The organism is Rhodococcus sp. AG1013, from assembly GCF_003350365.1.
Taxonomy (GTDB): domain Bacteria; phylum Actinomycetota; class Actinomycetes; order Mycobacteriales; family Mycobacteriaceae; genus Prescottella.
In genome coordinates, this window is sequence record NZ_QQAT01000006.1 from 1 (window position 1) to 21,235 (window position 21,235).

The window sequence follows — 21,235 nt, forward strand, 5'->3', positions numbered from 1 at the left end:
CGAGGATGACGACGCTGGCGCCGTCGGCGAGCAGGGCCTTGGCGGTGGCGAGGCCGAGGCCCGAGGCGCCGCCGGTGACGAGGGCGACGCTGTCGTTGACGATCATGTGGGTTCCTTCCGGATGTTCTTGTGCTTCAGGGTCGTTCGATGATGGCGCGTTGGCCGTTCCCGCGCCTTCGCGGATGGTCTGCAGACCGTACCGCTCGCCTGCCGCTTCGAGGTGAATGACGAGTGGCGGGTCCCTTTCCCAACAATCTTACTTATCGATCGCTAAGTGTTAGTACCACGGGGGCCGAGGGAGGTCAACGTGTGGGTCAGTGCTGTTCGGCCCCGACCATCTTCGACGCGATCGCCGCGTACTTGGCGGCCACGGCCTGGGGTCCCAGTTTGCCCTCGGTGTGGTACCAGCGGGGAATCGCCTGGCACATGCCAAGGATGGCCCGGGTCGTCTCGGCCGGGTCCTCGACGTCGAAAGCGTCCGCGCGGTTTCCGTCCCGGACGATTCCCAGTACAAGGTTCTCGATGCCCTTGCGGACGGTCCGGTAGCGCTCGTAGGCCTCGGGGCTCAGGTAGCGCGCCTCGCCCTCGACGGCCGCCAGTCGCGCCCGATCGGTCATCCGCAGCACGATTGCGGACACCACGTTCTCGAGCCGTCGGGCGGGGTCGTCCTCGCCGGCGTCGTCCGCGGCGTGTGCGCGTGTCAGCACGTCCCTGGTGGACAGCTCGGTAAGGGCGACGAGCAGGCCTTCCTTGCTCTCGTAGTGGTAGTACAGCGCCGGCACCGTGACCCCGACCCGGCGGGCGATCTCGCGCACGGATGCGCCGTGGAAGCCCTTCTCGTAGAAGGCATCGAGCGCCGCTGACAGGATCGGCGTGAGCTCCAGCGGCTCGAGGCGCTGCCACTGAGGCTGAGGTGCGTCACCAGCTGTTGTGCCCATCTACGGTCTCACCTGTCGATCGTCGGTCAATGCTCGTCGAGAATACGCACGGTGCGGGTGTCCCGGGGCGCCCCGCCCTGAGCGCCCCGCGGAAGCGGAAGGGTCCCTTCACGCGCTGACAGCGTGTGTGAAGGGACCCTCCGCTCGAGCGGTGACCGCTTACTTGCCGGTGAAGTTGGGGGAGCGCTTCTCTGCGAAGGAGCGCGGGCCCTCCTTGGCATCGTCGCTCTTGAAGACCGCCATGCCGATCTGGGCCTCGAGCGCGAACGCCTCCTCCTCGTGCATGCCCTCGGTGACCCGGATGGTCTTCAGGATCGCCTGCACCGCGATGGGGCCGTTGGCGGCGATCTGCTCGGCGATCTCGAGTGCCTTGTCGAGGGCCGTGCCGTCGGGGACGACATGGCCGATGAGGCCGAGTTCCTTGGCCTCGGGGGCGGGAATCGTCCGGCCGGTCAGCAGGATCTCCGCGGCGACGGTGTACGGGATCTGGCGCACCAGTCGGACCGCGGATCCGCCGAGCGGGAACAGTCCGAGTCGCGCCTCGGAGACGCCGAACCGCGCGCTCTCGCCGGCGACGCGGATGTCGGTGCCCTGCAGGATCTCGGTGCCGCCGGCGATGGCCGGGCCCTCGACCGCGGCGATGAGCGGCTTGGTGAGGCGGCGGCCCTTCAGCAGTGCCGGCAACCGCGTCACGTCCATCCCGGCGCCGAACTTGTCGCCCGGGGCGTTGCGGTTCATCTCCTTGAGGTCCATTCCGGCGCAGAACGTGCCACCGGCGCCGGTGAGGATCGCGACGCGAATGTCGGGATCGGAGTCGATCCGGTCCCAGGCGTCGGTCATGATCGCCATCATCTCGCCCGAGAGCGCGTTCCGGGCCTCGGGGCGGTTCATCGTCACGATCATGACGTGGCCACGCTTCTCGATGAGGCAGTGGGGCGATTTCGCCGAAACGTCTGTGTTTTCCGTAGTTTCGGTGGACACTGAGGGCTCCCGCTATGTGTGTGAGTTGAGTCTCAAATTGGGTCTTGTCACCGACAGTAACACGTTCTACTTTGTTGACGTGGCCATTAATATCGCAGATCTCGTAGAACACTCGATCGACCTCAACCCGGACCGCCTCGCCCTCGTGGACGCCGACCGTGAGCTGACGTTCGCGCAACTGGAGGAGAAGGCCAACCGTCTGGCCAACTACCTGCGGGATCAGGGCGTCGCGCCCGGCGACAAGGTAGGCATCTACAGCCGGAACACCATCGAGGCCATCGTGTCGATGGTTGCCATCTTCAAGGCCCGCGCCATCATGGTCAACGTCAACTACCGGTACGTCGAGAACGAGTTGCAGTATATCTTCGAGAACTCGGACATGGTCGCGCTCATCCACGAGCGCCGCTACAGCGACAAGGTCGCGGGCGTCCTGCCCGAGACCCCTCTCGTCAAGACGGCAATCGTCGTCGAGGACGGCACGGATCTCGACTACTCGTCGTACGGCGGCGTCGAATTCGAGAAGGCGCTGTCCCAGGGTTCGCCCGAGCGCAACTTCGGTGAGCGCAGCCCCGACGACATCTTCATCCTCTACACCGGCGGCACCACCGGCATGCCCAAGGGCGTCATGTGGCGGCACGAGGACTGGTGGCGGGTGCTCGGCGGCGGTGTCAACTTCGTCACCGGTGAGTACCTGCAGGACGAGTGGGAGCTGGCGAAGCTCGGTGCCGCGCACCCCGCGATGGTCCGCTTCCCGATTCCCCCGATGATCCACGGCGGTTCGCAGTCGGCGGTGTTCCACAGCCTGTTCGGTGGCGGCACGCTCGTCATGCACCCGGAGTTCGACGGCCACGAGGTGTGGCAGGTCATCGACCGTCACAAGATCAACCTCATCTTCATCACGGGCGACGCGATGGCGCGTCCCATGATCGACGCGCTCATTGCCGGCAACCCGGAGACCGGTGAGCCGTACGACCTTTCGTCGCTGTACGTGATCGCCAGCAGCGCGGCCCTGTTCTCGCCCGCGCTCAAGGAGCAGTTCCTCGACCTGCTCCCGAACCGTCTGCTCACCGACTCGATCGGCTCCTCGGAGACCGGATTCGGCGGCCTTGCGACCATCACCAAGGGCTTCGAGCACACCGGTGGCCCGCGCGTGAAGATCGACGCGGCCACCGTCGTCATCGACGACGACGGCATCCCGGTCGTGCCCGGTTCCGGCCAGGTCGGCATGCTCGCCCGCAGCGGCCACATTCCCCTCGGCTACTACAAGGACGAGGAGAAGACCAAGGCGACGTTCAAGGTCCTCAACGGAATTCGCTACTCGATTCCGGGCGACTACGCCACGGTCGAGGAGGACGGCACCGTCACGATGCTCGGCCGCGGATCGGTCTCGATCAACAGTGGCGGCGAGAAGATCTACCCTGAGGAGGTCGAGGGCGCCGTCAAGACGCATCCCGACGTCTTCGACGTCCTGGTCGTCGGTGTGCCCGACGAGCGCTGGGGCAACCGTGTCGCGGCCGTCGTCGCACCGCGCCCCGGAACCAACCCGAGCCTGAACGATATCGTCGAGGCAGCCCGCAAGGAGATCGCCGGCTACAAGGTGCCGCGCAGCCTGTGGCTCGTCGACGAGATCAAGCGCTCGCCGGCCGGCAAGCCGGACTACAAGTGGGCCACCGCGGAGACCCAGTCGCGCGACGCCGACGATCACTACACCAACGGCAAGGACGCTTGATGCACACCGATCTCGCCGAGAAGTTCGGCATCCAGTACCCGATCTTCGGTTTCACGCCGTCCGAGCATGTGGCAGCAGCAATCTCGCGGGCCGGTGGACTCGGTGTCCTCGGTTGCGTCCGGTTCAACGATCCGGAAGAGCTCGAGGCCACCCTCACCTGGATGGACGAGAACACCGACGGAAAGCCGTACGGCGTCGACATCGTAATGCCGGCCAAGGTCCCCACCGAGGGCGCGGCGGTCGACCTGGACAAGCTGATCCCGGCCGAGCACCGCGCATTCGTCAACCGGACTCTCGAGGAGCTCGGGGTCCCGCCGCTGTCGGACGATGTCGAGCGCGCGACGGGAACGCTCGGCTGGCTGCACTCGGTGGCACGCTCGCATGTCGATGTGGCACTCAATCACCGGATCGCGTTGATCGCCAACGCTCTCGGCTCGCCGCCGAAGGACGTCATCGACCTCGCTCACGAGAAGGGCGTGCCGGTCGCGGCCCTCGCCGGGGCCGTCGGGCACGCGCGCAGCCACGTCGAGAACGGTGTCGACATCGTCATCGCGCAGGGCTACGAGGCCGGCGGCCACACCGGTGAGATCGCCTCGATGGTGCTCGTCCCCGAGATCGTCGACGCCGTCGGCGACTCCGCCGCCGTCCTGGCGGCGGGCGGCATCGGCAGCGGCCGTCAGATCGCCGCCGCGCTCGCGCTCGGTGCGTCCGGTGTGTGGATGGGGTCGTACTGGCTCACCACGTCGGAGTACAAGCTCGGCAGTGCCGCCGACGGTCCGTCGTCGATCCAGCGTGCCCTGCTCGGTGCCACGTCGGCCGACACGGTCCGCTCGCGGATCTACTCCGGCAAGCCGGCCCGGCTGCTCAAGACCAAGTGGACCGAGGCGTGGGCCAAGCCCGACGCCCCCGATCCGCTGCCGATGCCGCTGCAGAACATCCTCGTCAGCGAGGCACACCAGCGCATCTCGGCGGGTGACGACCCCGAGGTCGTGGCCATGCCGGTCGGACAGATCGTGGGCCGGATGAACGAGATCCGCCCCGTCGCCGAGATCATGGCCGAACTCGTCGAGGGCTTCGAGTCGACGGTGGCCAGGCTCGACAGTCTGAAGTAGCCTTCGCGGTCACAGAAGAACTGGAGCCCGGAACGACGAAAGTCGTTCCGGGCTCCAGTTCTTCGTCGGAGCTAGGCGTCTGCGGTCTGACGCTCCAACGTGAGCGCGAGCTCCGGTGTGAGGAGTGCGAATTCGTCCTGGCCGCGCTCACGGATCCACACGGGCTCGGGGCAGTGCCAGCGCTCCGCGCTGAGCGTGCGGGTGACGACCTTGAACGTTGCGGTGCGCGGGAACTCGCTGCACACCCGCAGCAGGGTCGGGCGCTGCTTGGGCCCCAGATCGGGCTGCCCGTCCAGGAACTCGGCGAAGGCGACCGGATCGAAGTCTGCCGCATCCGCGGTGGGGATGACGGCGGCCATCACGCGGTCGCCGACCTCCCGATCCGGTACCGCGTACACCGACACCTGCGCGAAGCCGGGATAGCGCACCAGGATCCGTTCGATCGGCGCGGCGCCCAGGTTCTCGCCGTCCACCCGGAGCCAACCGGAGCTGCGTCCGGCGAAGTAGACGAAGCCGTCGGCGTCGCGGTAGGCGAGGTCGCCGCTCCAATACATGCCGTCGCGCAGGCGCTCGGCGTCCGCCTCGGGATTCTTGTAGTAGCCGGCGAACGCGCCCGCGCCGGAAACGTTGACCATCTCGCCCGTCGACTCCTCGGCGTTCACGAGGCGGCCGGAGGCGTCGAATTCTGCAGGCGGGCAGACGGCGCCGGTGTCCGGGTGGCGGATCTCCACGTTGTCCGGGAGGAGCCCGAGGGCGCCCGCCGGGGAGTCGGGGTGCGCCGAGATCGACACGCCGCCCTCGGTGCTGCCGAAGCCGTCGATCACGCGCGCCCCGAAGCGACGCGAGAACTCCCTGACCACCGGCGCGGAACCCTCGTTGCCGTACATGATCTTCAGCGTGTTGTCGGCGTCGTCGGAGTGCTCCGGGGTCGCCACGATGAACGACAGCGGCTTGCCGACGTAGTTGGCGTACGTGACGCCGTAGCGGCGCACATCCGGCAGGAAGCCGGACGCGGAGAACTTTCGTCGCATCGCGATACCGGACCGTCCCCGCAGGGCGACGGCCCACGCGGCCATCATCGCGTTGGAGTGGAACATCGGCATCGACATGTAGACGACGTCGTCGCTGGACAGGCCGAACCGGTCCGCGAGCATCACTCCGGGATCGGCGATCTTGGCGTGCGTGCACCGCACGGCTTTCGGATCGCCACTCGTACCCGACGTGAAGATGAGCATCAACAGGTCGTCGGGCGCGGCCGTGGGCGGGATTGCGGGGCTGCCCGCGAAGGGGGACAGGATCTCCGCCCAGTCCGGGGAGTCCACGTTGATCACCCGGACATCGCCGAGGTCGATGTCGTCGAGAAGGTGGGCCTGGGTGTTCTCGGTGAACACGATCTGGCAGTCCGACAGTGCGATGTCGCGGGCCAGGGCCTCACCGCGCCGGGTGGTGTTGAGGCCGGCGAGAACGGCACCGGAGAACGCGGCGGCACCGAGCAGGGAGGAGAACTCGGGGACGTTGTCCATGAGGACACCGAAATGCCGCGGTCGCGCCGGATCGAGGAGGTGGTTCAAAGCGGATGCACGGTCGTACATTCCGTGGACGTGGTCCGTCCACGGAATGTACGCATCTTCGAATCGGATTCCGTGCGTATCGATGTGGCGGACCTGCGCGAGCAGGTCCGCCACCGTGGGAGTCGCTGTCATTCCCACATCATGACGATTGTGACGCCCGTCATGTTTCCCGATTTCACTGTGTGGGACCGATCCGAGTCGTTCGTTTCGGACCGCTTGTGTCCGTGGTGCTTACGCTGGAGTCGTGGCCAGGACGGCGCCGAGGCGGCGGAGCTGATCGGTCGCGGAGCCGAGCAGGAACTCCTGGCGCTTCGCGGCCAGGAAGTATCGGTGCGCCGGATGGTCCTCGTCGAGACCGACGCCGCCGTGGATGTGCACGACGGAGTGGGCGACGCGATGGCCCGCATCCGCGGCCCAGAACTTCGCGATCTCGATCTCGCCCTCCGTCGGCAGTCCCTCCGCGAGACGGAAAGCGGCCTGCCACAGGGTCAACCGCACACCCTTGACATCGATGTACCCGTCGGCGAGTCGCTGCGCGACGGCCTGGAAGCTGCCGATGGGCCGATCGAACTGGACGCGTTCGCGCGCGTAGTCGGCAGTGATCTTGAGCCCCTGGTCGAGGACGCCGAACTGGAAGGCACTCGAGCCCACTGCGCCGCGGTCGAGGATCCACTCGACGATCTCGCCGCCCTGCTCGACGGTGCCGAGCACGCGGTCGGCGTCCAGCTGGACGTCGGACAGCTCGACGATGCCGGTGCAGCCGAAGTCCGTCGTCTGCTGGCGCGTGATCGTGACACCCGCGTCGCCCGGCTGGACCAGCAGCAGCACGGTGCCGCTCTCGGTGGCGGCCGGCACGAGGATCAGGTCCGCGATCGGTGCCGCGTCGACGACGATCTTGGTGCCGCTCAGCGTCCACCCGTTCGCCGTCTGCTTCGCCCGGGTGACCGGCGCCGCGGGGTTGTCGTTGAGCTCCTCGGCGAGCCCGACGGCGATGATCTTCGATCCTGCGGCCGCGGGTGCACCCCATTCGGCACGCTGGGCATCAGAACCGAATTCGGCGATCGCGCCGGCGCCCATCACGATCGACGACAGGTACGGCACCGGCGCGACGCCGCGACCGAGTTCGATGAGGATGCTGCACTGCTCGAGAATGCCGAAGTCGTCGCCGCCGACCGACTCGGGCAGTGCTGCGCCGAGCACGCCGGACGACGCGAGCGCGTCCCACAGCTTGCGGTCGAACCGGTCCTCCGCGGAGTCGAGTTCGCGCAGGTGCTCGTTGGTGACGATGTCGGAGACGATGCCCTTGGTGAGACCGGCCAGGTCCTGCTGGGCCTCGGTGAGAGAGAAGTCCATGGTGTGGTCCTTGCTTATCGCTTGGCGTGGGGCTGGCCGAGGGCGGTCATGGCGATGATGTCGCGCTGGACCTCGTTGGTGCCGCCGCCGAAGGTGAGGATCAGTGCCGAGCGGTGCCACCGCTCGAGCCGGCCGCGCAGGACGGCGCCGGGCGAGTTCTGCCGGATGGTGGCGGACGGGCCCATGATCTCCATCAGCAGTCGGTACGCCTCGGTGGCGAACTCGGTGCCGTACACCTTGTTGGCGGACGCGGCCTCGGGGCCGGGAGCGTGGTCGGTGGCCGACGCGATCTCCCAGTTCATGAGCTTGAGGTACTCGGTCTTGGCGTGCACCCGAGCCAGATTGATCTGGACCCATTCCTGGTCGATCACCCGGCGGCCGTCGGCCAGCTTGGTGTTCTGTGCCCACTCGCGCACTTCCTGCAGCGCGGTCATGATCACGCCGGCCGACGTGAGCGCGACGCGCTCGTGGTTGAGCTGGTTGGTGACGAGCTTCCAGCCGCCGTGCTCCTCGCCGACCAGCGAGCTCTGCGGCACGCGGACGTCCTGGTAGTAGGTTGCGCTGGTGTCGGGCCCGGCCATCGTGTGGACCGGCGTGTACGAGAATCCCTCTGCGGTGGTCGGCACGATCAGCATGCTGATGCCGCGATGCTTCTTCGCGGCCGGATCCGTGCGGCACGCGAGCCAGACGTAGTCGGCGTACTGGATGAGGCTCGTCCACATCTTCTGGCCGTTGATGACGTAGTCGTCGCCGTCCTTGACCGCGGACGTGCGCAGCGACGCGAGATCGGTGCCGGCGCCAGGCTCGGAGTAGCCGATCGCGAAGTGCAGTTCACCCGCGGAGATCTTGGGCAGGAAGAACGCCTTCTGTTCGGGCGTACCGAAATGCATGATCGTCGGCGCGACCGAATTGATCGTCAGGAACGGCACCGGCGCACCCGCAATCGCGGCCTCGTCGACGAAGATCAGCTGATCCATCGCGGACCGCTCCTGGCCGCCGTACTCCTTGGGCCAGCCGAGGGTGAGCCACCCGTCCTGGCCCATCTGCTGGACGACCTCGCGGTAGACGTTTCCTGCGCCGTACTCGCCGGTGGTCGCCATCAGTGCTTCGCGACGTTCCGGAGTCATCAATTTCGCGAAGTAGCTTCGCAATTCCTCGCGCAGCTTCTGCTGCTCCGCGGTGTAGGTGATATCCACTTGGTTTCTCCAATCCAGGCTATCGTCGGCGCGGAATCGCGGGATTCGGCACGGTTTCTGGAAAGATCGCGGGCCACGGCTGTGGTGTTCGAGGCCGTGCGGCGGGCTGTCCGTCACCGAGGCGGAGCCGTGCAGCAGCCGCGTCGAGGATGGTTGTCCGAATCATTGCACAGCAGTGAAACAGGTTCTAGTCTTATGACCGAAGTCGTTGGACCGCAGCCCGGTGCAACGCGCTTTCCGCGAGTCTTTCGAACGAATGTGAAAAGAGGAATGGTCATGGAGGTCAGGGTCGACAGGGATCGCTGCGAGGCGAACGGCGTGTGCGTCGGAATCGCTCCCGACATCTTCGATCTGGATGACGACGAGGAGTTGATCATCTCGGCACCCGTGCCCCCGGCCGACAGGGAAGCCGACGTTCGTTCCGCGATCGCGCAGTGCCCGCGCGCTGCACTGACCGAACACTAGACCGAGCCTTGCGGCCAATGTAGAACACGTTCTACATTGGCCGCGTCGCCGGCAGCCGCAGCGACGAGGCACCGATCGGCACGAGGCCGGTCGACGTCACGGGTACGGGAGCGCGTTCATGAGTGCAGTCAACAGTCGCGAGGTCAGCCTGGAGGGCAAGGTCGCAATCGTGACCGGCTCGGGTTCCGGCCTCGGCCGGGCCGAGGCGATCGGCCTGGCACAGTCCGGGGCGGCGGTCGTCGTCAACGATCTCGGTATCAACGACGCGGTCGAGTCCACGCTGGACGAAATCCGCACTCTCGGTGGAAAAGTCGAGTTCGTCGCCGGTGACGTCGGCGAGCGGTCCACTGCGGACGCGCTCATGGCCGCGGCGCAGGGCCTCGGCGGCGTCGACATCGTCGTCAACAACGCGGGCATCGTCCGCGACCGCATGCTGTTCGGTATGTCCGACGAGGAATGGGACCTCGTCCTCAAGGTCCACCTGCGTGGACACTTCCTTCTTTCCCGCAACGCCGCCACGTTCTGGCGGGACCAGTCGAAGGCGGCCGGTGCGCCCGTCTACGGCCGGCTGATCAACACGTCATCCGAGGCCGGACTACTCGGCCCGGCCGGACAGCCGAACTACGGCGCCGCGAAGGCCGGAATCACGGCGCTGACGCTGTCGGCAGCGCGTGGCCTGTCCCGGTACGGTGTGCGCGCCAATGCCATCTGCCCCCGTGCCCGGACGTCGATGACGGAGTCCGTCTTCGGTGACGCTCCCGAGGGCGAGATCGATCCGCTGTCGCCCGAGCATGTTGCCGCGCTCGTGTCGTACCTGGCGTCGCCGGCGGCGGACAAGGTCAACGGTCAGGTATTCGTCGTCTACGGCCCCATGGTCGCGCTGATGGCGGCCCCCGTCGTGGAACAGCGGTTCGACGCGGCGGCGCAGTGGACGCCTGCCGATCTCGCGAACGAGATGGGCGCGTACTTCGACGATCGCGATCCCGAACGCATGTTCTCCGCATCCGAGGCGCTGAAGGGTCTCGGCTGATCGAGGCCGCTCCTCGCAACCGTGTCCCGCAATCTCCCCTGTAACGGGAGATTGCGGGATTTTCGATACATGCAGGACGAATGCGGACGAAGATGGGGCGGACGCGCGCGACGTGAGTCGGTGCGTCGGGGGAGTAGTACTTCGGGGGCATGCCGCCGCAGAACGCTGTACTGGTGTCTAGAACGCGTTCCAGTTTTTCTGTCGGCTCCTGCCGGTCCGGGGCGCTCGGGGATGGGGTTGATTGCGGTTCTGGATGAGCGCGGCGATCGGAGTGGGTTGTCGATCCGGGCTATTTCGGGACGTCGGATCGTGGCGCCGGACGGCCATGGCGTCTCCTTCACGGCCGCGGCGAAGGCGCTGTTCAGGCTCGTTTATGGGGTGGATCGACGTTCCGGGCGTTCAGCCGCTCGGCGTCCCGGCCGGCCGTGTGCAACGTCCGGTGTCGCCGCTTCGGGGCGTGGCGCGCGTCGGGGTTTCGGGTCCCGCGAGTGGAATTCTGAGACTCGGACACGGTGGACCTTTGACAGGTGAACACGTTCTAGTTAATATGACCTGGATCACAGGGCGTTTGTGCTGTTCGGGCGCTCTGGGGGATGTGTTGCGTCGCGGAAGCGATCGGCGCACACGCGATCGACAACGACGAGTTACGAGTACTGGTGAGGAGGAAGAGTGGTCGACCTCCTCGAAGTACCCCTGAGAGCGGCCGGCGGATTCTTCGCGATGTCGGCGGACACGCTCAAGGCCGTCTTTTCGCGTCCGTTTCAACGGCGGGAGTTCATCGATCAGGCATGGTTCGTCGCCCGCGTGTCGATGATTCCGACCGTGCTTGTCGCGATCCCGTTCACGGTGCTGGTGAGCTTCACGATCAACATCCTGCTGAGGGAGATCGGTGCGGCCGACCTCAGCGGCGCGGGTGCGGCCCTCGGCGCGGTCACGCAGGTCGGCCCGATCGTCACGGTGCTCATCGTTGCCGGTGCCGGCGCGACCGCGATCTGCGCGGACCTCGCAGCGAGAACCATCCGCGAAGAGATCGACGCGATGCGCGTGCTCGGCATCAATCCGATCCACCGACTGGTGGTGCCGCGAGTGCTGGCCTCCACCGCGGTTGCGCTCCTGCTCAACGGCCTGGTCTGCACCATCGGTATCCTCGGCGGTTTCCTCTTCTCCGTGTACGTGCAGGACGTCAATCCGGGTGCCTTCGTCAACGGCATCACCCTCCTCACCGGCTTCGGCGAGTTGATGATCTCGATGCTCAAGGCCGGTCTGTTCGGAATGATCGCCGGTCTCATGGCCGCGTATCTCGGGATGAATGTCCGGGGCGGCGCCAAGAGCGTCGGCGACGCCGTCAACCAGACCGTCGTGTTCTCGTTCATGGCGCTGTTCGTGGTCAACGTGCTCATCACCGCCATCGGTATCAAGCTGACGTCCGGATGAGTGACAGGGGGGTGAAGTAGATGGCTCTGGTGGCATCGGGGCGTTTCGTCCGCACTCGGCGGCGGATCGCAAGAACGTCGCGGTCGGTGGACAAGGTTGGCGAGCAGGCGCTGTTCTTCTGGCGCGCGCTCGTGGGGGCGCCGCGCGCGCTGGTGCACTATCGGAGGGAAGTAATCCGCCTGATCGCCGAGATCGGCATGGGTACAGGCGCGCTCGCCGTCATTGGCGGCACCGTCGTCATCGTCGGCTTCCTGACGCTGTTCACAGGCGGTGTGATTGCCGTCCAGGGCTTCAGTTCGCTCGGGAACATCGGCGTCGAGGCCCTCACCGGCTTCTTCTCCGCGTTCATCAACGTGCGCATCGCTGCTCCGGTCATCGCGGGCATCGGCCTGGCCGCCACCATCGGCGCCGGCTCCACCGCGCAGCTCGGTGCCATGCGCGTCTCGGAGGAGATCGACGCGCTCGAATCGATGGCCATTCCGTCGGTTCCGTACCTGGTGTCGACACGTGTGATGGCCGGCATCATCGCGATCGTCCCGCTGTATTCGCTCGCCGTGATCGCGTCGTTCGTCGCGAGCCGGTTCGCGACCGTTGTGTTCAACGGGCAGTCGGGCGGCGTCTACGACCACTACTTCTCGACGTTCCTCATACCGACAGACATCCTGTGGTCGTTCGTGCAGGCGATCGTGATGGGCGTGGCCGTGATGTTGATCCACACCTACTACGGCTTCAACGCAAGCGGCGGTCCCGTCGGTGTCGGTGTCGCGGTCGGTAACGCGGTCCGCGCCTCGCTCATCGCCGTCGTGACCGTGACCCTGCTGATCTCGCTGGCCATCTACGGCCAGTCCGGCAACTTCAACCTCTCGGGATAGGGGGGACGATGCCCGAAGCAAGGTGGAAGACGAAACTCGCTGCGGCCGTGATGGTGCTCGGCCTCGTGGCGATCGTCGTGGTGGCGCTGACGATGTTCGTCGGTGGATTCACGAAGAGCGAACCGGTCACGGTGACAGCCTCACGCTCAGGCCTGGTCATGGAACCCGATGCCAAGGTCAAACTCCGTGGTGTCGAAGTCGGTCGGGTGGCTTCAATCGACGAGGTCGACGGCCAGGCCCGGATCAAGCTCGACATGGATCCGTCGCAGCTGCACCTCATTCCCGCGAACTCTCCCGTCGAGATCAAGTCGACCACGGTGTTCGGCGCCAAGTACGTCAACTTCGTTACTCCGAGCGATCCGTCGCCCAAGTCCCTTCAGCCGGGCTCGGTGATCGGCGCCGAGAGCGTCACCGTCGAGTTCAACACGCTGTTCCAGAACCTGTCGACGCTGCTGCAGCAGATCGAGCCGGAGAAGCTCAACGCGACGCTCGGTGCCATCTCGTCGGCGCTCAACGGACGCGGTAACGAGCTGGGAGAGCTGTTGGGCGAGACGGATGCGTACCTGAAGAAGATGAATCCGACTCTGCCGCAGCTGAAGCAGGACCTCAACGCGGCGGCCACCGTGACCAACACGTACGCCGACGTCACACCGGACCTGATGACATTGCTCGGCAATCTGACCGCGACCAGCGGCAGCATCGTCGAGGAGCGGGAGAACCTGCGAATGACGCTGGAGAACGCGGTGGCGCTGGCGAACAACGGCAACCAGTTGCTCACCGACAACGAGGCGAACCTGACTCGGGCACTCGACCTGCTGGAGCCGACCACGGCCCTGCTGTCGGGCTACTCGCCCGCCATCTCGTGCCTCATTGTCGGCCTCAACAAGGCCCGCCCGATGGCCGAGCAGATCGAGGGCGGCGGCCAGGCAGGCTTCGCGATGAGTTCGAGCTTCCTGGCTGGCCTCGAGCCGTACACGTACCCGCGGGATCTGCCGAAGGTCAACGCCACCGGTGGTCCGAGCTGCTGGGGCCTGCCCGACTTCGATCCAAAGCGTGACGGCAACGCGCCGTTCGTCGTGACGGACAACGCGAACACCCCGTACATGCCGTCGACGAAGAGCACCATCAGCATGCCCACTCTGTTCCAGATGCTCTACGGAGGAACCCCGGTTGCGGAGGGTCGGAACTGATGCGCGCGACCACAGTCAAGTTCCTCGCGTTCACCACTGTCATGGTGCTGATCTTCGCCGGTTTGGCAATCGTGTTCAGTCAGGCCCGATTCAGCAGCACCGACGGCTACCGTGCGGTGTTCACCAACGCGTCCGGTCTCAAGTCCGGGGAGAAGGTGCGGATCGCGGGTGTCCCCGTGGGCACGGTCAAGGGCGTCGAGGTGAACTCCGACAACCTCGCCAAGGTGACGTTCGACGTCGATGCGAAATACCCTCTGGTGCAGAGCACCCGGGCCACGGTCCGCTACGAGAACCTCGTCGGTGACCGGTACCTCGAACTGCTCGAGGGCGAGGGCTCGACGGCGCCGCTCGACACGGGCGGGACCATCCCGGAGTCGCAGACAGCGCCGGCCCTCGACCTCGACCTGCTGCTGGGTGGCTTCAAGCCGCTGCTCCGGGGACTCAGCGCCGAGCAGGTCAACGATCTGAGTGGCGCGCTGCTGCACGTCCTTCAGGGACAGGGCGGCACGCTGGTGTCGTTGCTCGGCAACACCAGTTCGTTCACGTCCACGCTCGCCGACCGGGACAAGCTGATCGGTGACGTCATCACGAACCTGAACACCACGTTGACGACCATCAACGACAAGGGTGACCAGTTCTCGTCGACGATCGACCAGCTCCAGCAATTGGTGAGCGGCTTGGCGCAGGACAAGGACCCGATCGGCGCCGCGATCCCGAAGATCGCTACGGCGACCGACGATCTCGCGCAGCTGCTCCAAGGAGCGCGTCCGGATCTGCAGTCGACGATCGCCCACGCGAGCGATCTCGCGACGAACCTGCAGAACGGCCAGGACGACATCAACTGGGTGCTCGAGCGGTTGCCTGAGGCGTACCGGAAGCTGATCCGCACGGGTTCATACGGCGCGTTCTTCCAGTTCTATACGTGCGAAGTAGCGTTCAAGTTCTCCGGGCCCGACGGGAAGGAACTGCGGGTGAACCTGCCGACCACACCGCTTCAGACGACGGGGAGGTGTGCATTCGATGGCCAAGGGTGAGCGGAATCTCACGCGCATCGGCATCATCGGTGTCGCTGTATCGGCGTGCCTGGTGCTGGCTGGACTGCAGTACGACAGACTGCCGTTCCTGTTCGGCAACGTGCGCTACGAGGCGCTGTTCGAGGACGCGGGCGGGCTTATGCCCGGCGACTTCGTGACCCTCGCCGGCGTCAACGTCGGCAAGGTGGAGAATATCGAACTCGACGGTGCCGAAGTGCGGGTCGCCTTCTCGATGAACGAGGGTATTCGCCTCGGCGGCAGTTCGGGCGCTGACATCAAGACCAACACGATCCTCGGACGCAAGTCGCTTCAAGTGACCTCCGAGGGCGAGGACGTCATGAAGGTCGGCAGCACCATTCCGTTGGAGCGCACCAACTCTCCGTACTCGCTCAACGATGCGCTCGGGGACCTCACCTCGACCGTCTCGGATCTCGACACGAACCAGCTCAACGAGTCGCTCAACGCGGTGTCGGAGACGCTCTCCGACACCCCGCCCGAATTGCGCGCCGCGCTCGACGGCGTCACTCGCCTGTCCCAGAGCATCAACTCGCGAGACGAGTCCCTGAAGGACCTGCTGGGCCGGGCCGAGGGCGTGACGAAGATCCTCGCGGACCGCAGCGACCAGATCAACACGCTGATCCTCGACGGCAACCAGTTGCTCGGCGAACTCGACCGTCGTCGCAACGCGATCAGTGAGCTGATCACGAATGTCTCGTCGGTCTCGCAGCAGCTCACCGGTCTGGTTCAGGACAACGAGCAGCAGATGAAGCCGACGCTCGACAAGCTCAACGCGGTCGTCGCGAACCTGCAGAACAACAAGGACAACATCGGCCAGGCGCTCGAGGGGCTGGCGCCGTACGCGCGTTCGCTGGGCGAGGCTGTCGGCAGTGGCCCGTTCTTCATGGCGTATGTCGCGAACTTCAGCGTCAGCGCGCTCACGCAGACTGCGGTCGATCAACTGTTGTGGCCCGAGCATGTGCCGCAGGACCTCGCCCAGCTCCCGCCATTGACGACCGAGCTCAAGGACCCGAACCGATGAGCGACCAACAGCAGCAGACAAGTACGAGGAAGAAGTGGCTGACGATCGGCGGCGCTGCCGTCGTCGTGGTTGCCGTTCTCGTGGCCGGGGTGATCTACCTGTTCCCCGGGCTCGGAAAGACCACCATCACGGCGCAGTTCCCCTCCACCACAGGCTTGTACGCCGGCGACGACGTTCGAGTGCTAGGTGTGAAGGTGGGCTCGATCGAGAGCATCGACCCCAACGGAACCGGCGCGACGGTCGTCATGAACATCGATCGCTCGGTGGACATCCCGGCCGACGCCAAGGCGGTCATCATCGCGCCCAGCCTCGTCGCTGCGCGGTTCGTGCAGCTCACCCCGGTGTACACCGGGGGAGAGGCGCTGGCAGACGGTGCCGAGATTCCGATGGAGCGCACCGCTGTTCCGGTGGAGTGGGACGAGATCAAGACGGAGCTGACGAAGCTGTCGGACGCCCTCGGTCCACAGGGCGGCGCCGATCAGGGCTCGCTCGGTAACTTCATCGACACCGTCGGGGACAATCTCGACGGCAACGGTGACGCACTGCGCAGCACGCTGCGCGAGCTGTCCGACACGATGAAGACCCTGTCCGACGGGCGAACCGATCTGTTCGCGACCATCCGCAACCTGCAGGTGTTCGTGTCGGCACTCTCGTCGAGCAACCAGCAGATCGTGCAGTTCGGCGGACGCCTGCAGTCCGTGTCGTCGCTGCTGGCCGACACCAGTGACGAACTCGGTACGGCGCTGCAGGATCTCGACGTCGCGATCGGCGACGTGAACCGCTTCGTCACCGAGAACCGCGCCTCACTCACCGAGCAGGTCGGCCGGTTGGCGGACGCGACCTCGGTGCTCGTCGAGAAGCGCCCGCAGCTCGAGCAGGTTCTGCATGTCGCACCGAACGCGCTGGCGAACTTCAAGGACATCTACACCCCCAAACAGGGATCAGTGAACGGTGTTCTGGCCGCGAGCAACGCAAGGAACCCGATCAACATGGTCTGTGGCCTCATCGCGGGGCTCGAAACCAACGATTCGGATCGATCGGCAGATCTTTGCGCTCAGTTCCTCGGCCCGGTGCTCAACTCGATCACGACGAACTACCCGGCGATCCTGACGCGTGTTGCGGATTCCCAGGGTGCTCTGCCGGAGCAGATCGAGTTCAGCCCGCCGAGTCTCGCCGGCCAGGTGCCGGCGCGGGCGCCGTCCGGACCGTCATCCTCCGAGATTGCGCCGCTCTTCACTATGCCGTCGGTCCAGGTGCCCAAGGACCTCGGCGAACTGCTCAATCCGGGAGGTGGGCGATGACCCGGAACCGCAAGCGAACCCGAGTGCTGGCCACGTCGGCCATCGCCCTCACCCTCACCATGGCCGTGACAGGCTGCGAGTGGAACGGTCTCAACTCGGTTCCGTTGCCGGGCACCGAAGGCCGAGGAGACGACTCGTACACCGTTCAGGTCCAGATGCCGAACGTGACGACCATGTCGCAGAACTCACCGGTTCGGGTGAACGACGTCACGGTCGGCGCGGTCACCGGCATAGAGGTACAGGACTGGCACGCCCTCGTCACGGTGTCGCTCAACAAGGACGTGCAGTTGCCGGCCAACACGACGGCGAAGATCGGGCAGACCAGCCTGCTCGGTTCGCAGCACCTCGAGTTGGCGCCCCCGGTGGGCATCGCCCCGCAGGGAACCTTGAAGGACGGGGACGTCATCCCGCTCGAGCGAGCGGGCGCATACCCCACGACGGAGCAGACGCTGTCGTCCCTGTCGGTCGTGCTCAATGGCGGTGGCCTGGCGCAGATCAACGACATCACCCGGGAACTCAACGCGGCCCTCGGCGGGCGCGAGGATTCGATCAGGGACCTCCTACCGCAACTCGATCAGCTTGTGGGCAGTCTCGACGACCAGCGCACCCAGATCATCTCCGCCATGGAGGGGATCGATCGACTGGCCGGCACGGTGAACCAGCAGACCGACACGCTGAACCGCGCTCTGGACGGGATTCCCCCTGCCCTCGAGGTGCTGGTGGCGCAGCGTCAGAACCTGACGAACGCGCTCGTGGCACTGGGTAACTTCAGCGAGACCGCGACGCGCGTGATCAACGCGAGTGGCGACGATCTGAAGGCGAATCTTGCTTCGCTGTCACCGCTTCTGGAGCAGCTCGCCGGCACGGGTAACAACCTGACCGAGGTGCTGTCGCTGATGCTGACCTTCCCGTTCACGATGAAGTACATGGATCAGGTGTTCCAGGGCGACTACGCGAACCTCAACATGATGATCGATCTGACCAACGAGCGCCTGACCAGCAACTTCATCGACCAGACGGGTCTCGGTTCGACACTCGCAGGTGTCGAGGGCGCGCTCGGGACGTTGGCGGGCACGGCCGGCCAGACCAACGATCCGCTCAAGATCCCCGAGCCGAAGAAGCCTGATCTGATCCAGCCCAAGCCCAAACCTGCGACGGCGAACGATATTCCGTCGCTGCAGATTCCTGGCCTTCCGCAACTAGGAGCGCCGACGCCATGATGCTCTCGAGGTTCGTCCGCATTCAGTTGGTGATCTTCTCGATCCTGACCGTCATCGGTCTGGTCGTGATGGCCACCCAGTACGTGCAACTGCCCGCGCTGTTCGGCATCGGGCAGAACCGGGTGACCGTGCAACTGCCCTCGAGTGGTGGGCTGTACGTCAACGCCAATGTCGCGTTCCGCGGCACCAATATCGGCAAGGTCGAGGACGTAGTGCTCACCGAGGACGGTGTGGACGCGAAGCTGTCGATCAGCAGCAGCTACGACATCCCCGCGGACCTCGACGCGGCGGTCAAGAGCGTGTCCGCGGTCGGTGAGCAGTACGTCGACCTGATTCCGCGCACAGATTCGGAGCCGTACCTTACCGACGGGGACGTGATTCCCGTGGGCCGCACGAGCATTCCGCAGGACGTCGGCGCGATGCTCGACCAGGCGAACACACTCGTCCAGAGCATCTCGAACACACAGTTGCGCACCGTGGTCGACGAGTCGTTCAAGGCGTTCAACGGCGCCGGTCCGGATCTGCAGCGACTCATCGACTCGGCGCGACTGTTCGTCCAAGAGGCCAACGCCAACTCGGACGCCACCAAGACGCTGATCGAACAGGCCGAGGGCTTGCTCGACACGCAGGTGGTCACGAGCGACGCGATTCGGGCGTGGACCCAGGACCTGGTGACATTCTCGAACCAGTTGCGCGCCAGCGATCCTCAGATCCGCAGCGTGCTGGCGCAGACGCCGAACGCGGCGAACGAGGCCAACGCCCTGTTCCAGGAGTTGAAGCCGACCCTGCCGCTGCTACTCGCCAATCTGGTGAGTGTCGGCGAGGTCTCCACGATCTACCACAAGAGCATCGAGCAGGTGCTCGTGATCTATCCGCCGCTGGTGTCTTCGTTGCTGACCATCGCGATGAAGGGACCGATCGACGACGGAGCGATCGTGAACTTCGCGCTGCAGGTGAACGATCCGCCGCCGTGCACCACGGGCTTCCTCCCGGCCGACCAGTGGCGTGCACCGAACGAGAGGACGACTCCTCCCACGCCGTCGGACCTCTTCTGCAAGGTGGCGCAGGACGACCCGACCACAGTTCGCGGTGCGCGCAACTACCCGTGCATGGAGGTCCCGGGCAAGCGGGCCGCTTCGCCCGAGGAGTGCCGTAGCGCAGGTGGATACGTTCCGCTGGGCAACAACCCGCCCAGTGGGCCGCCGCAGGATCCGTCTGTACCCTCGTACACGACGGCTCCGGCGAGCGTCGGGAGCGCGAATGTGCCTGCCACAGCGCGCCCCTACGACCCGACGACGGGCAAGTACGTCGGGCCCGACGGCCTGCTGTACTCGCAGCCGGGGCTTGCGGGAGGAACACCGAGAGAGGACACGACGTGGCAGACGATGATGACACGTCAGCAGGGCTGACACCCGACGAGTACAAGCGGCCGACACGTCGGCGTGCCAGTCGCAGTGCGGGACCGGCGAACGGCGACGGCGCACAGTCGGTGAAGAACGTACAGTCTGCCGACTCGGGTACCAGCCCCACAGGCATTATCACGTTGGAGAAGGCCCGGACGCCGGTCGTGGACGCCTCGGCGACGGAATCCTCCGCGGACACCGAGGCAGCAAACCTCTCGGGTCCGGCGGGGGAGGCTGCGTCGGACGATCGGAACCCGGCCGCCTCGACCGACCCCGGTCGGAGCCGCGGGGCGCTGGCGGCCATGATCGCTGTGGGCTTGGTGATCGTGGCGCTTCTCGGGGTCGGTGGGTGGTTGGTGTTCGAGCGGATGGCCGCCAATGATCGTGACGCCCGGCGAGAAGCCTTCATGGGAACCGCTCAGCAGACGGTCCTCAATCTCACGACGATCAAGCCGGAGACTGCCAAGGAAGATGTCGAGAAGATCCTGGCGGGGGCGAGCGGCGAGTTCAAGTCCGAGTTCGATGGCCGCGAGGACCCGTTCGTCAGCATCGTGAAGGAAGCCGGCGTGACCACGGTGGGCCGGATCGTCGCGTCCGGAATCGAGAGCGACAGCGAGGACACCGCAAAGGTTCTCGTGTCCGCGCGCGCCGATGTGACTACCCCCGACGGAGCGCAGAACGGTACGCGTGACTTCCGGATGCGAGTCACGGTGACCGACAACGACGGGACGTTGACCGCTTCGAAAGTGGAGTTCGTGCCGTGACCGACAAGAGTGTTGAGAACGAGGGCGCTGGTATGAGCACCGACACAGGTTTGCCGCCGACCGAGCTCGCGTCCGAGTCCGTGAAGTCCTCGTTGCCGATGGCGCTCGTGGCCGTCGCCGGCGTGGTGGTTGCAGCCCTGCTGGTGGGCGTCGGGTTTCTGGGCTGGGGCTACCTGCAGGATCGCGCCACCGAACAAGCCAGGACCGACGCGGTCCAGGCGGCAACGGCTCAGGCTACGGCGATGCTGTCCTACAACTTCAACGACGTCGACCAGCAGTTGGCTGCCGCCGGTGACGGTCTCACCGGTGACTTCAAGGCCGACTACGACAAGTTGGTGAAGGAAACGATCGCGCCGGGCGCCAAGGAGAAGAAGATCACCGTCGAAGCCACAGTGCAGGCGGGGGCGATCGAATCGGCGAGCCCTGACGACGCGGTGGTGCTGCTGTACGTCAACCAGATCACAACCAGTGAGGACATGCCGGACGCCGCCACCACCGGCAGCCGGGTGCGGATGGAGATGCACAAGGACGGCGATCGCTGGCTGACAGGGCGACTCGCGCCGGTGTAGCGATCGAACCGAACGACCGAACGACAATGGGCTC

At 65.8% G+C, this 21,235-nt stretch carries 20 protein-coding genes; 14 read left to right on the forward strand and 6 right to left on the reverse strand.

Annotated elements, in window-relative coordinates; all coding sequences use genetic code 11:
* The 3 genes from DEU38_RS09780 to DEU38_RS09790 form a co-directional block, all read right to left on the reverse strand.
* Nucleotides 1-106 (reverse strand): SDR family NAD(P)-dependent oxidoreductase (locus DEU38_RS09780; RefSeq protein WP_114720499.1); only part of this gene is annotated, 106 nt, incomplete at its 3' end.
* A 208-nt stretch (nucleotides 107-314) separates the two neighbouring features.
* Nucleotides 315-938: a TetR/AcrR family transcriptional regulator gene (locus DEU38_RS09785; protein WP_114720501.1), complete on the reverse strand. Its 624-nt coding sequence runs from the start codon at nucleotides 936-938 to the stop codon at nucleotides 315-317.
* Nucleotides 939-1,097: 159 nt separating this feature from the next.
* The gene (locus tag DEU38_RS09790) at nucleotides 1,098-1,919 is read right to left on the reverse strand and encodes a crotonase/enoyl-CoA hydratase family protein (RefSeq protein WP_114720503.1); all 822 of its coding nucleotides are present in this window, start codon (nucleotides 1,917-1,919) and stop codon (nucleotides 1,098-1,100) included.
* Between the two features lie 79 nt (nucleotides 1,920-1,998).
* Here DEU38_RS09790 and DEU38_RS09795 point away from each other — a divergent pair, with 79 nt between their 5' ends.
* On the forward strand, nucleotides 1,999-3,648 hold the full coding sequence (locus DEU38_RS09795; protein ID WP_114720505.1) for an acyl-CoA synthetase: 1,650 nt from the start codon (nucleotides 1,999-2,001) through the stop codon (nucleotides 3,646-3,648).
* Nucleotides 3,648-4,760, forward strand: a complete 1,113-nt coding sequence (locus DEU38_RS09800; RefSeq protein ID WP_114720507.1) for a nitronate monooxygenase family protein — start codon at nucleotides 3,648-3,650, stop codon at nucleotides 4,758-4,760. The genes DEU38_RS09795 and DEU38_RS09800 overlap by 1 nt, the downstream gene beginning before the upstream one ends.
* Nucleotides 4,761-4,831: 71 nt before the next feature.
* On the opposite strand, the gene DEU38_RS09805 is transcribed toward DEU38_RS09800, so the two are convergent.
* From DEU38_RS09805 to DEU38_RS09815, 3 genes are all read right to left on the reverse strand, one after another.
* Nucleotides 4,832-6,463, reverse strand: a complete 1,632-nt coding sequence (locus DEU38_RS09805; RefSeq protein WP_114720509.1) for a long-chain-fatty-acid--CoA ligase — start codon at nucleotides 6,461-6,463, stop codon at nucleotides 4,832-4,834.
* A 99-nt stretch (nucleotides 6,464-6,562) separates the two neighbouring features.
* Nucleotides 6,563-7,684, reverse strand: coding sequence for an acyl-CoA dehydrogenase family protein (locus tag DEU38_RS09810; RefSeq protein ID WP_114720511.1), 1,122 nt, complete (start codon nucleotides 7,682-7,684; stop codon nucleotides 6,563-6,565).
* Nucleotides 7,685-7,698: 14 nt separating this feature from the next.
* Complete coding sequence (locus tag DEU38_RS09815; protein ID WP_114720513.1) at nucleotides 7,699-8,880, reverse strand: acyl-CoA dehydrogenase family protein; 1,182 nt, start codon at nucleotides 8,878-8,880, stop codon at nucleotides 7,699-7,701.
* A 276-nt stretch (nucleotides 8,881-9,156) separates the two neighbouring features.
* Here DEU38_RS09815 and DEU38_RS09820 point away from each other — a divergent pair, with 276 nt between their 5' ends.
* From DEU38_RS09820 to DEU38_RS09875, 12 genes are all read left to right on the forward strand, one after another.
* A complete protein-coding gene (locus DEU38_RS09820) occupies nucleotides 9,157-9,345 on the forward strand; it encodes a ferredoxin (protein WP_114720967.1) in 189 nt (62 codons plus the stop codon).
* 118 nt (nucleotides 9,346-9,463) lie between these two features.
* Nucleotides 9,464-10,375: a 3-oxoacyl-ACP reductase gene (locus tag DEU38_RS09825; RefSeq protein ID WP_114720515.1), complete on the forward strand. Its 912-nt coding sequence runs from the start codon at nucleotides 9,464-9,466 to the stop codon at nucleotides 10,373-10,375.
* 669 nt (nucleotides 10,376-11,044) lie between these two features.
* Nucleotides 11,045-11,809, forward strand: coding sequence for an ABC transporter permease (locus DEU38_RS09830; protein WP_114720517.1), 765 nt, complete (start codon nucleotides 11,045-11,047; stop codon nucleotides 11,807-11,809).
* A 20-nt stretch (nucleotides 11,810-11,829) separates the two neighbouring features.
* Nucleotides 11,830-12,681, forward strand: a complete 852-nt coding sequence (locus DEU38_RS09835; protein ID WP_114720519.1) for an ABC transporter permease — start codon at nucleotides 11,830-11,832, stop codon at nucleotides 12,679-12,681.
* Nucleotides 12,682-12,689: 8 nt separating this feature from the next.
* Entirely contained in the window at nucleotides 12,690-13,871 is a 1,182-nt protein-coding gene (locus DEU38_RS09840; protein ID WP_114720521.1) for an MCE family protein, read from the forward strand.
* A complete protein-coding gene (locus DEU38_RS09845; protein ID WP_114720523.1) occupies nucleotides 13,871-14,905 on the forward strand; it encodes an MCE family protein in 1,035 nt (344 codons plus the stop codon). Before DEU38_RS09840 ends, DEU38_RS09845 begins: the two co-directional genes overlap by 1 nt.
* Entirely contained in the window at nucleotides 14,892-15,944 is a 1,053-nt protein-coding gene (locus DEU38_RS09850) for an MCE family protein (protein WP_114720525.1), read from the forward strand. The genes DEU38_RS09845 and DEU38_RS09850 overlap by 14 nt, the downstream gene beginning before the upstream one ends.
* Nucleotides 15,941-17,245, forward strand: coding sequence for an MCE family protein (locus DEU38_RS09855; protein ID WP_114720527.1), 1,305 nt, complete (start codon nucleotides 15,941-15,943; stop codon nucleotides 17,243-17,245). The genes DEU38_RS09850 and DEU38_RS09855 overlap by 4 nt, the downstream gene beginning before the upstream one ends.
* The gene (locus tag DEU38_RS09860) at nucleotides 17,242-18,465 is read left to right on the forward strand and encodes an MCE family protein (RefSeq protein WP_114720529.1); all 1,224 of its coding nucleotides are present in this window, start codon (nucleotides 17,242-17,244) and stop codon (nucleotides 18,463-18,465) included. The genes DEU38_RS09855 and DEU38_RS09860 overlap by 4 nt, the downstream gene beginning before the upstream one ends.
* Nucleotides 18,462-19,874, forward strand: a complete 1,413-nt coding sequence (locus DEU38_RS09865) for an MCE family protein (RefSeq protein ID WP_114720531.1) — start codon at nucleotides 18,462-18,464, stop codon at nucleotides 19,872-19,874. Before DEU38_RS09860 ends, DEU38_RS09865 begins: the two co-directional genes overlap by 4 nt.
* Nucleotides 19,841-20,632, forward strand: coding sequence for a hypothetical protein (locus tag DEU38_RS09870; RefSeq protein ID WP_147283493.1), 792 nt, complete (start codon nucleotides 19,841-19,843; stop codon nucleotides 20,630-20,632). The genes DEU38_RS09865 and DEU38_RS09870 overlap by 34 nt, the downstream gene beginning before the upstream one ends.
* Before the next feature lie 32 nt (nucleotides 20,633-20,664).
* Nucleotides 20,665-21,201, forward strand: a complete 537-nt coding sequence (locus DEU38_RS09875; protein ID WP_181818726.1) for a h domain protein — start codon at nucleotides 20,665-20,667, stop codon at nucleotides 21,199-21,201.
* Nucleotides 21,202-21,235: the final 34 nt, after the last annotated feature.

Excerpts from the sequence above, each read along its gene's own strand:
- DEU38_RS09785 (WP_114720501.1), bottom strand. The coding sequence starts at position 938 with ATGGGCACAACAGCTGGTGACGCACCTCAGCCTCAGTGGCAGCGCCTC.
- DEU38_RS09800 (WP_114720507.1), top strand. The coding sequence starts at position 3,648 with ATGCACACCGATCTCGCCGAGAAGTTCGGCATCCAGTACCCGATCTTC.
- DEU38_RS09805 (WP_114720509.1), bottom strand. The coding sequence starts at position 6,463 with ATGACAGCGACTCCCACGGTGGCGGACCTGCTCGCGCAGGTCCGCCAC.
- DEU38_RS09810 (WP_114720511.1), bottom strand. The coding sequence starts at position 7,684 with ATGGACTTCTCTCTCACCGAGGCCCAGCAGGACCTGGCCGGTCTCACC.
- DEU38_RS09820 (WP_114720967.1), top strand. The coding sequence starts at position 9,157 with ATGGAGGTCAGGGTCGACAGGGATCGCTGCGAGGCGAACGGCGTGTGC.
- DEU38_RS09825 (WP_114720515.1), top strand. The coding sequence starts at position 9,464 with ATGAGTGCAGTCAACAGTCGCGAGGTCAGCCTGGAGGGCAAGGTCGCA.
- DEU38_RS09835 (WP_114720519.1), top strand. The coding sequence starts at position 11,830 with ATGGCTCTGGTGGCATCGGGGCGTTTCGTCCGCACTCGGCGGCGGATC.
- DEU38_RS09840 (WP_114720521.1), top strand. The coding sequence starts at position 12,690 with ATGCCCGAAGCAAGGTGGAAGACGAAACTCGCTGCGGCCGTGATGGTG.
- DEU38_RS09845 (WP_114720523.1), top strand. The coding sequence starts at position 13,871 with ATGCGCGCGACCACAGTCAAGTTCCTCGCGTTCACCACTGTCATGGTG.
- DEU38_RS09850 (WP_114720525.1), top strand. The coding sequence starts at position 14,892 with ATGGCCAAGGGTGAGCGGAATCTCACGCGCATCGGCATCATCGGTGTC.
- DEU38_RS09855 (WP_114720527.1), top strand. The coding sequence starts at position 15,941 with ATGAGCGACCAACAGCAGCAGACAAGTACGAGGAAGAAGTGGCTGACG.
- DEU38_RS09860 (WP_114720529.1), top strand. The coding sequence starts at position 17,242 with ATGACCCGGAACCGCAAGCGAACCCGAGTGCTGGCCACGTCGGCCATC.
- DEU38_RS09865 (WP_114720531.1), top strand. The coding sequence starts at position 18,462 with ATGATGCTCTCGAGGTTCGTCCGCATTCAGTTGGTGATCTTCTCGATC.
- DEU38_RS09875 (WP_181818726.1), top strand. The coding sequence starts at position 20,665 with ATGAGCACCGACACAGGTTTGCCGCCGACCGAGCTCGCGTCCGAGTCC.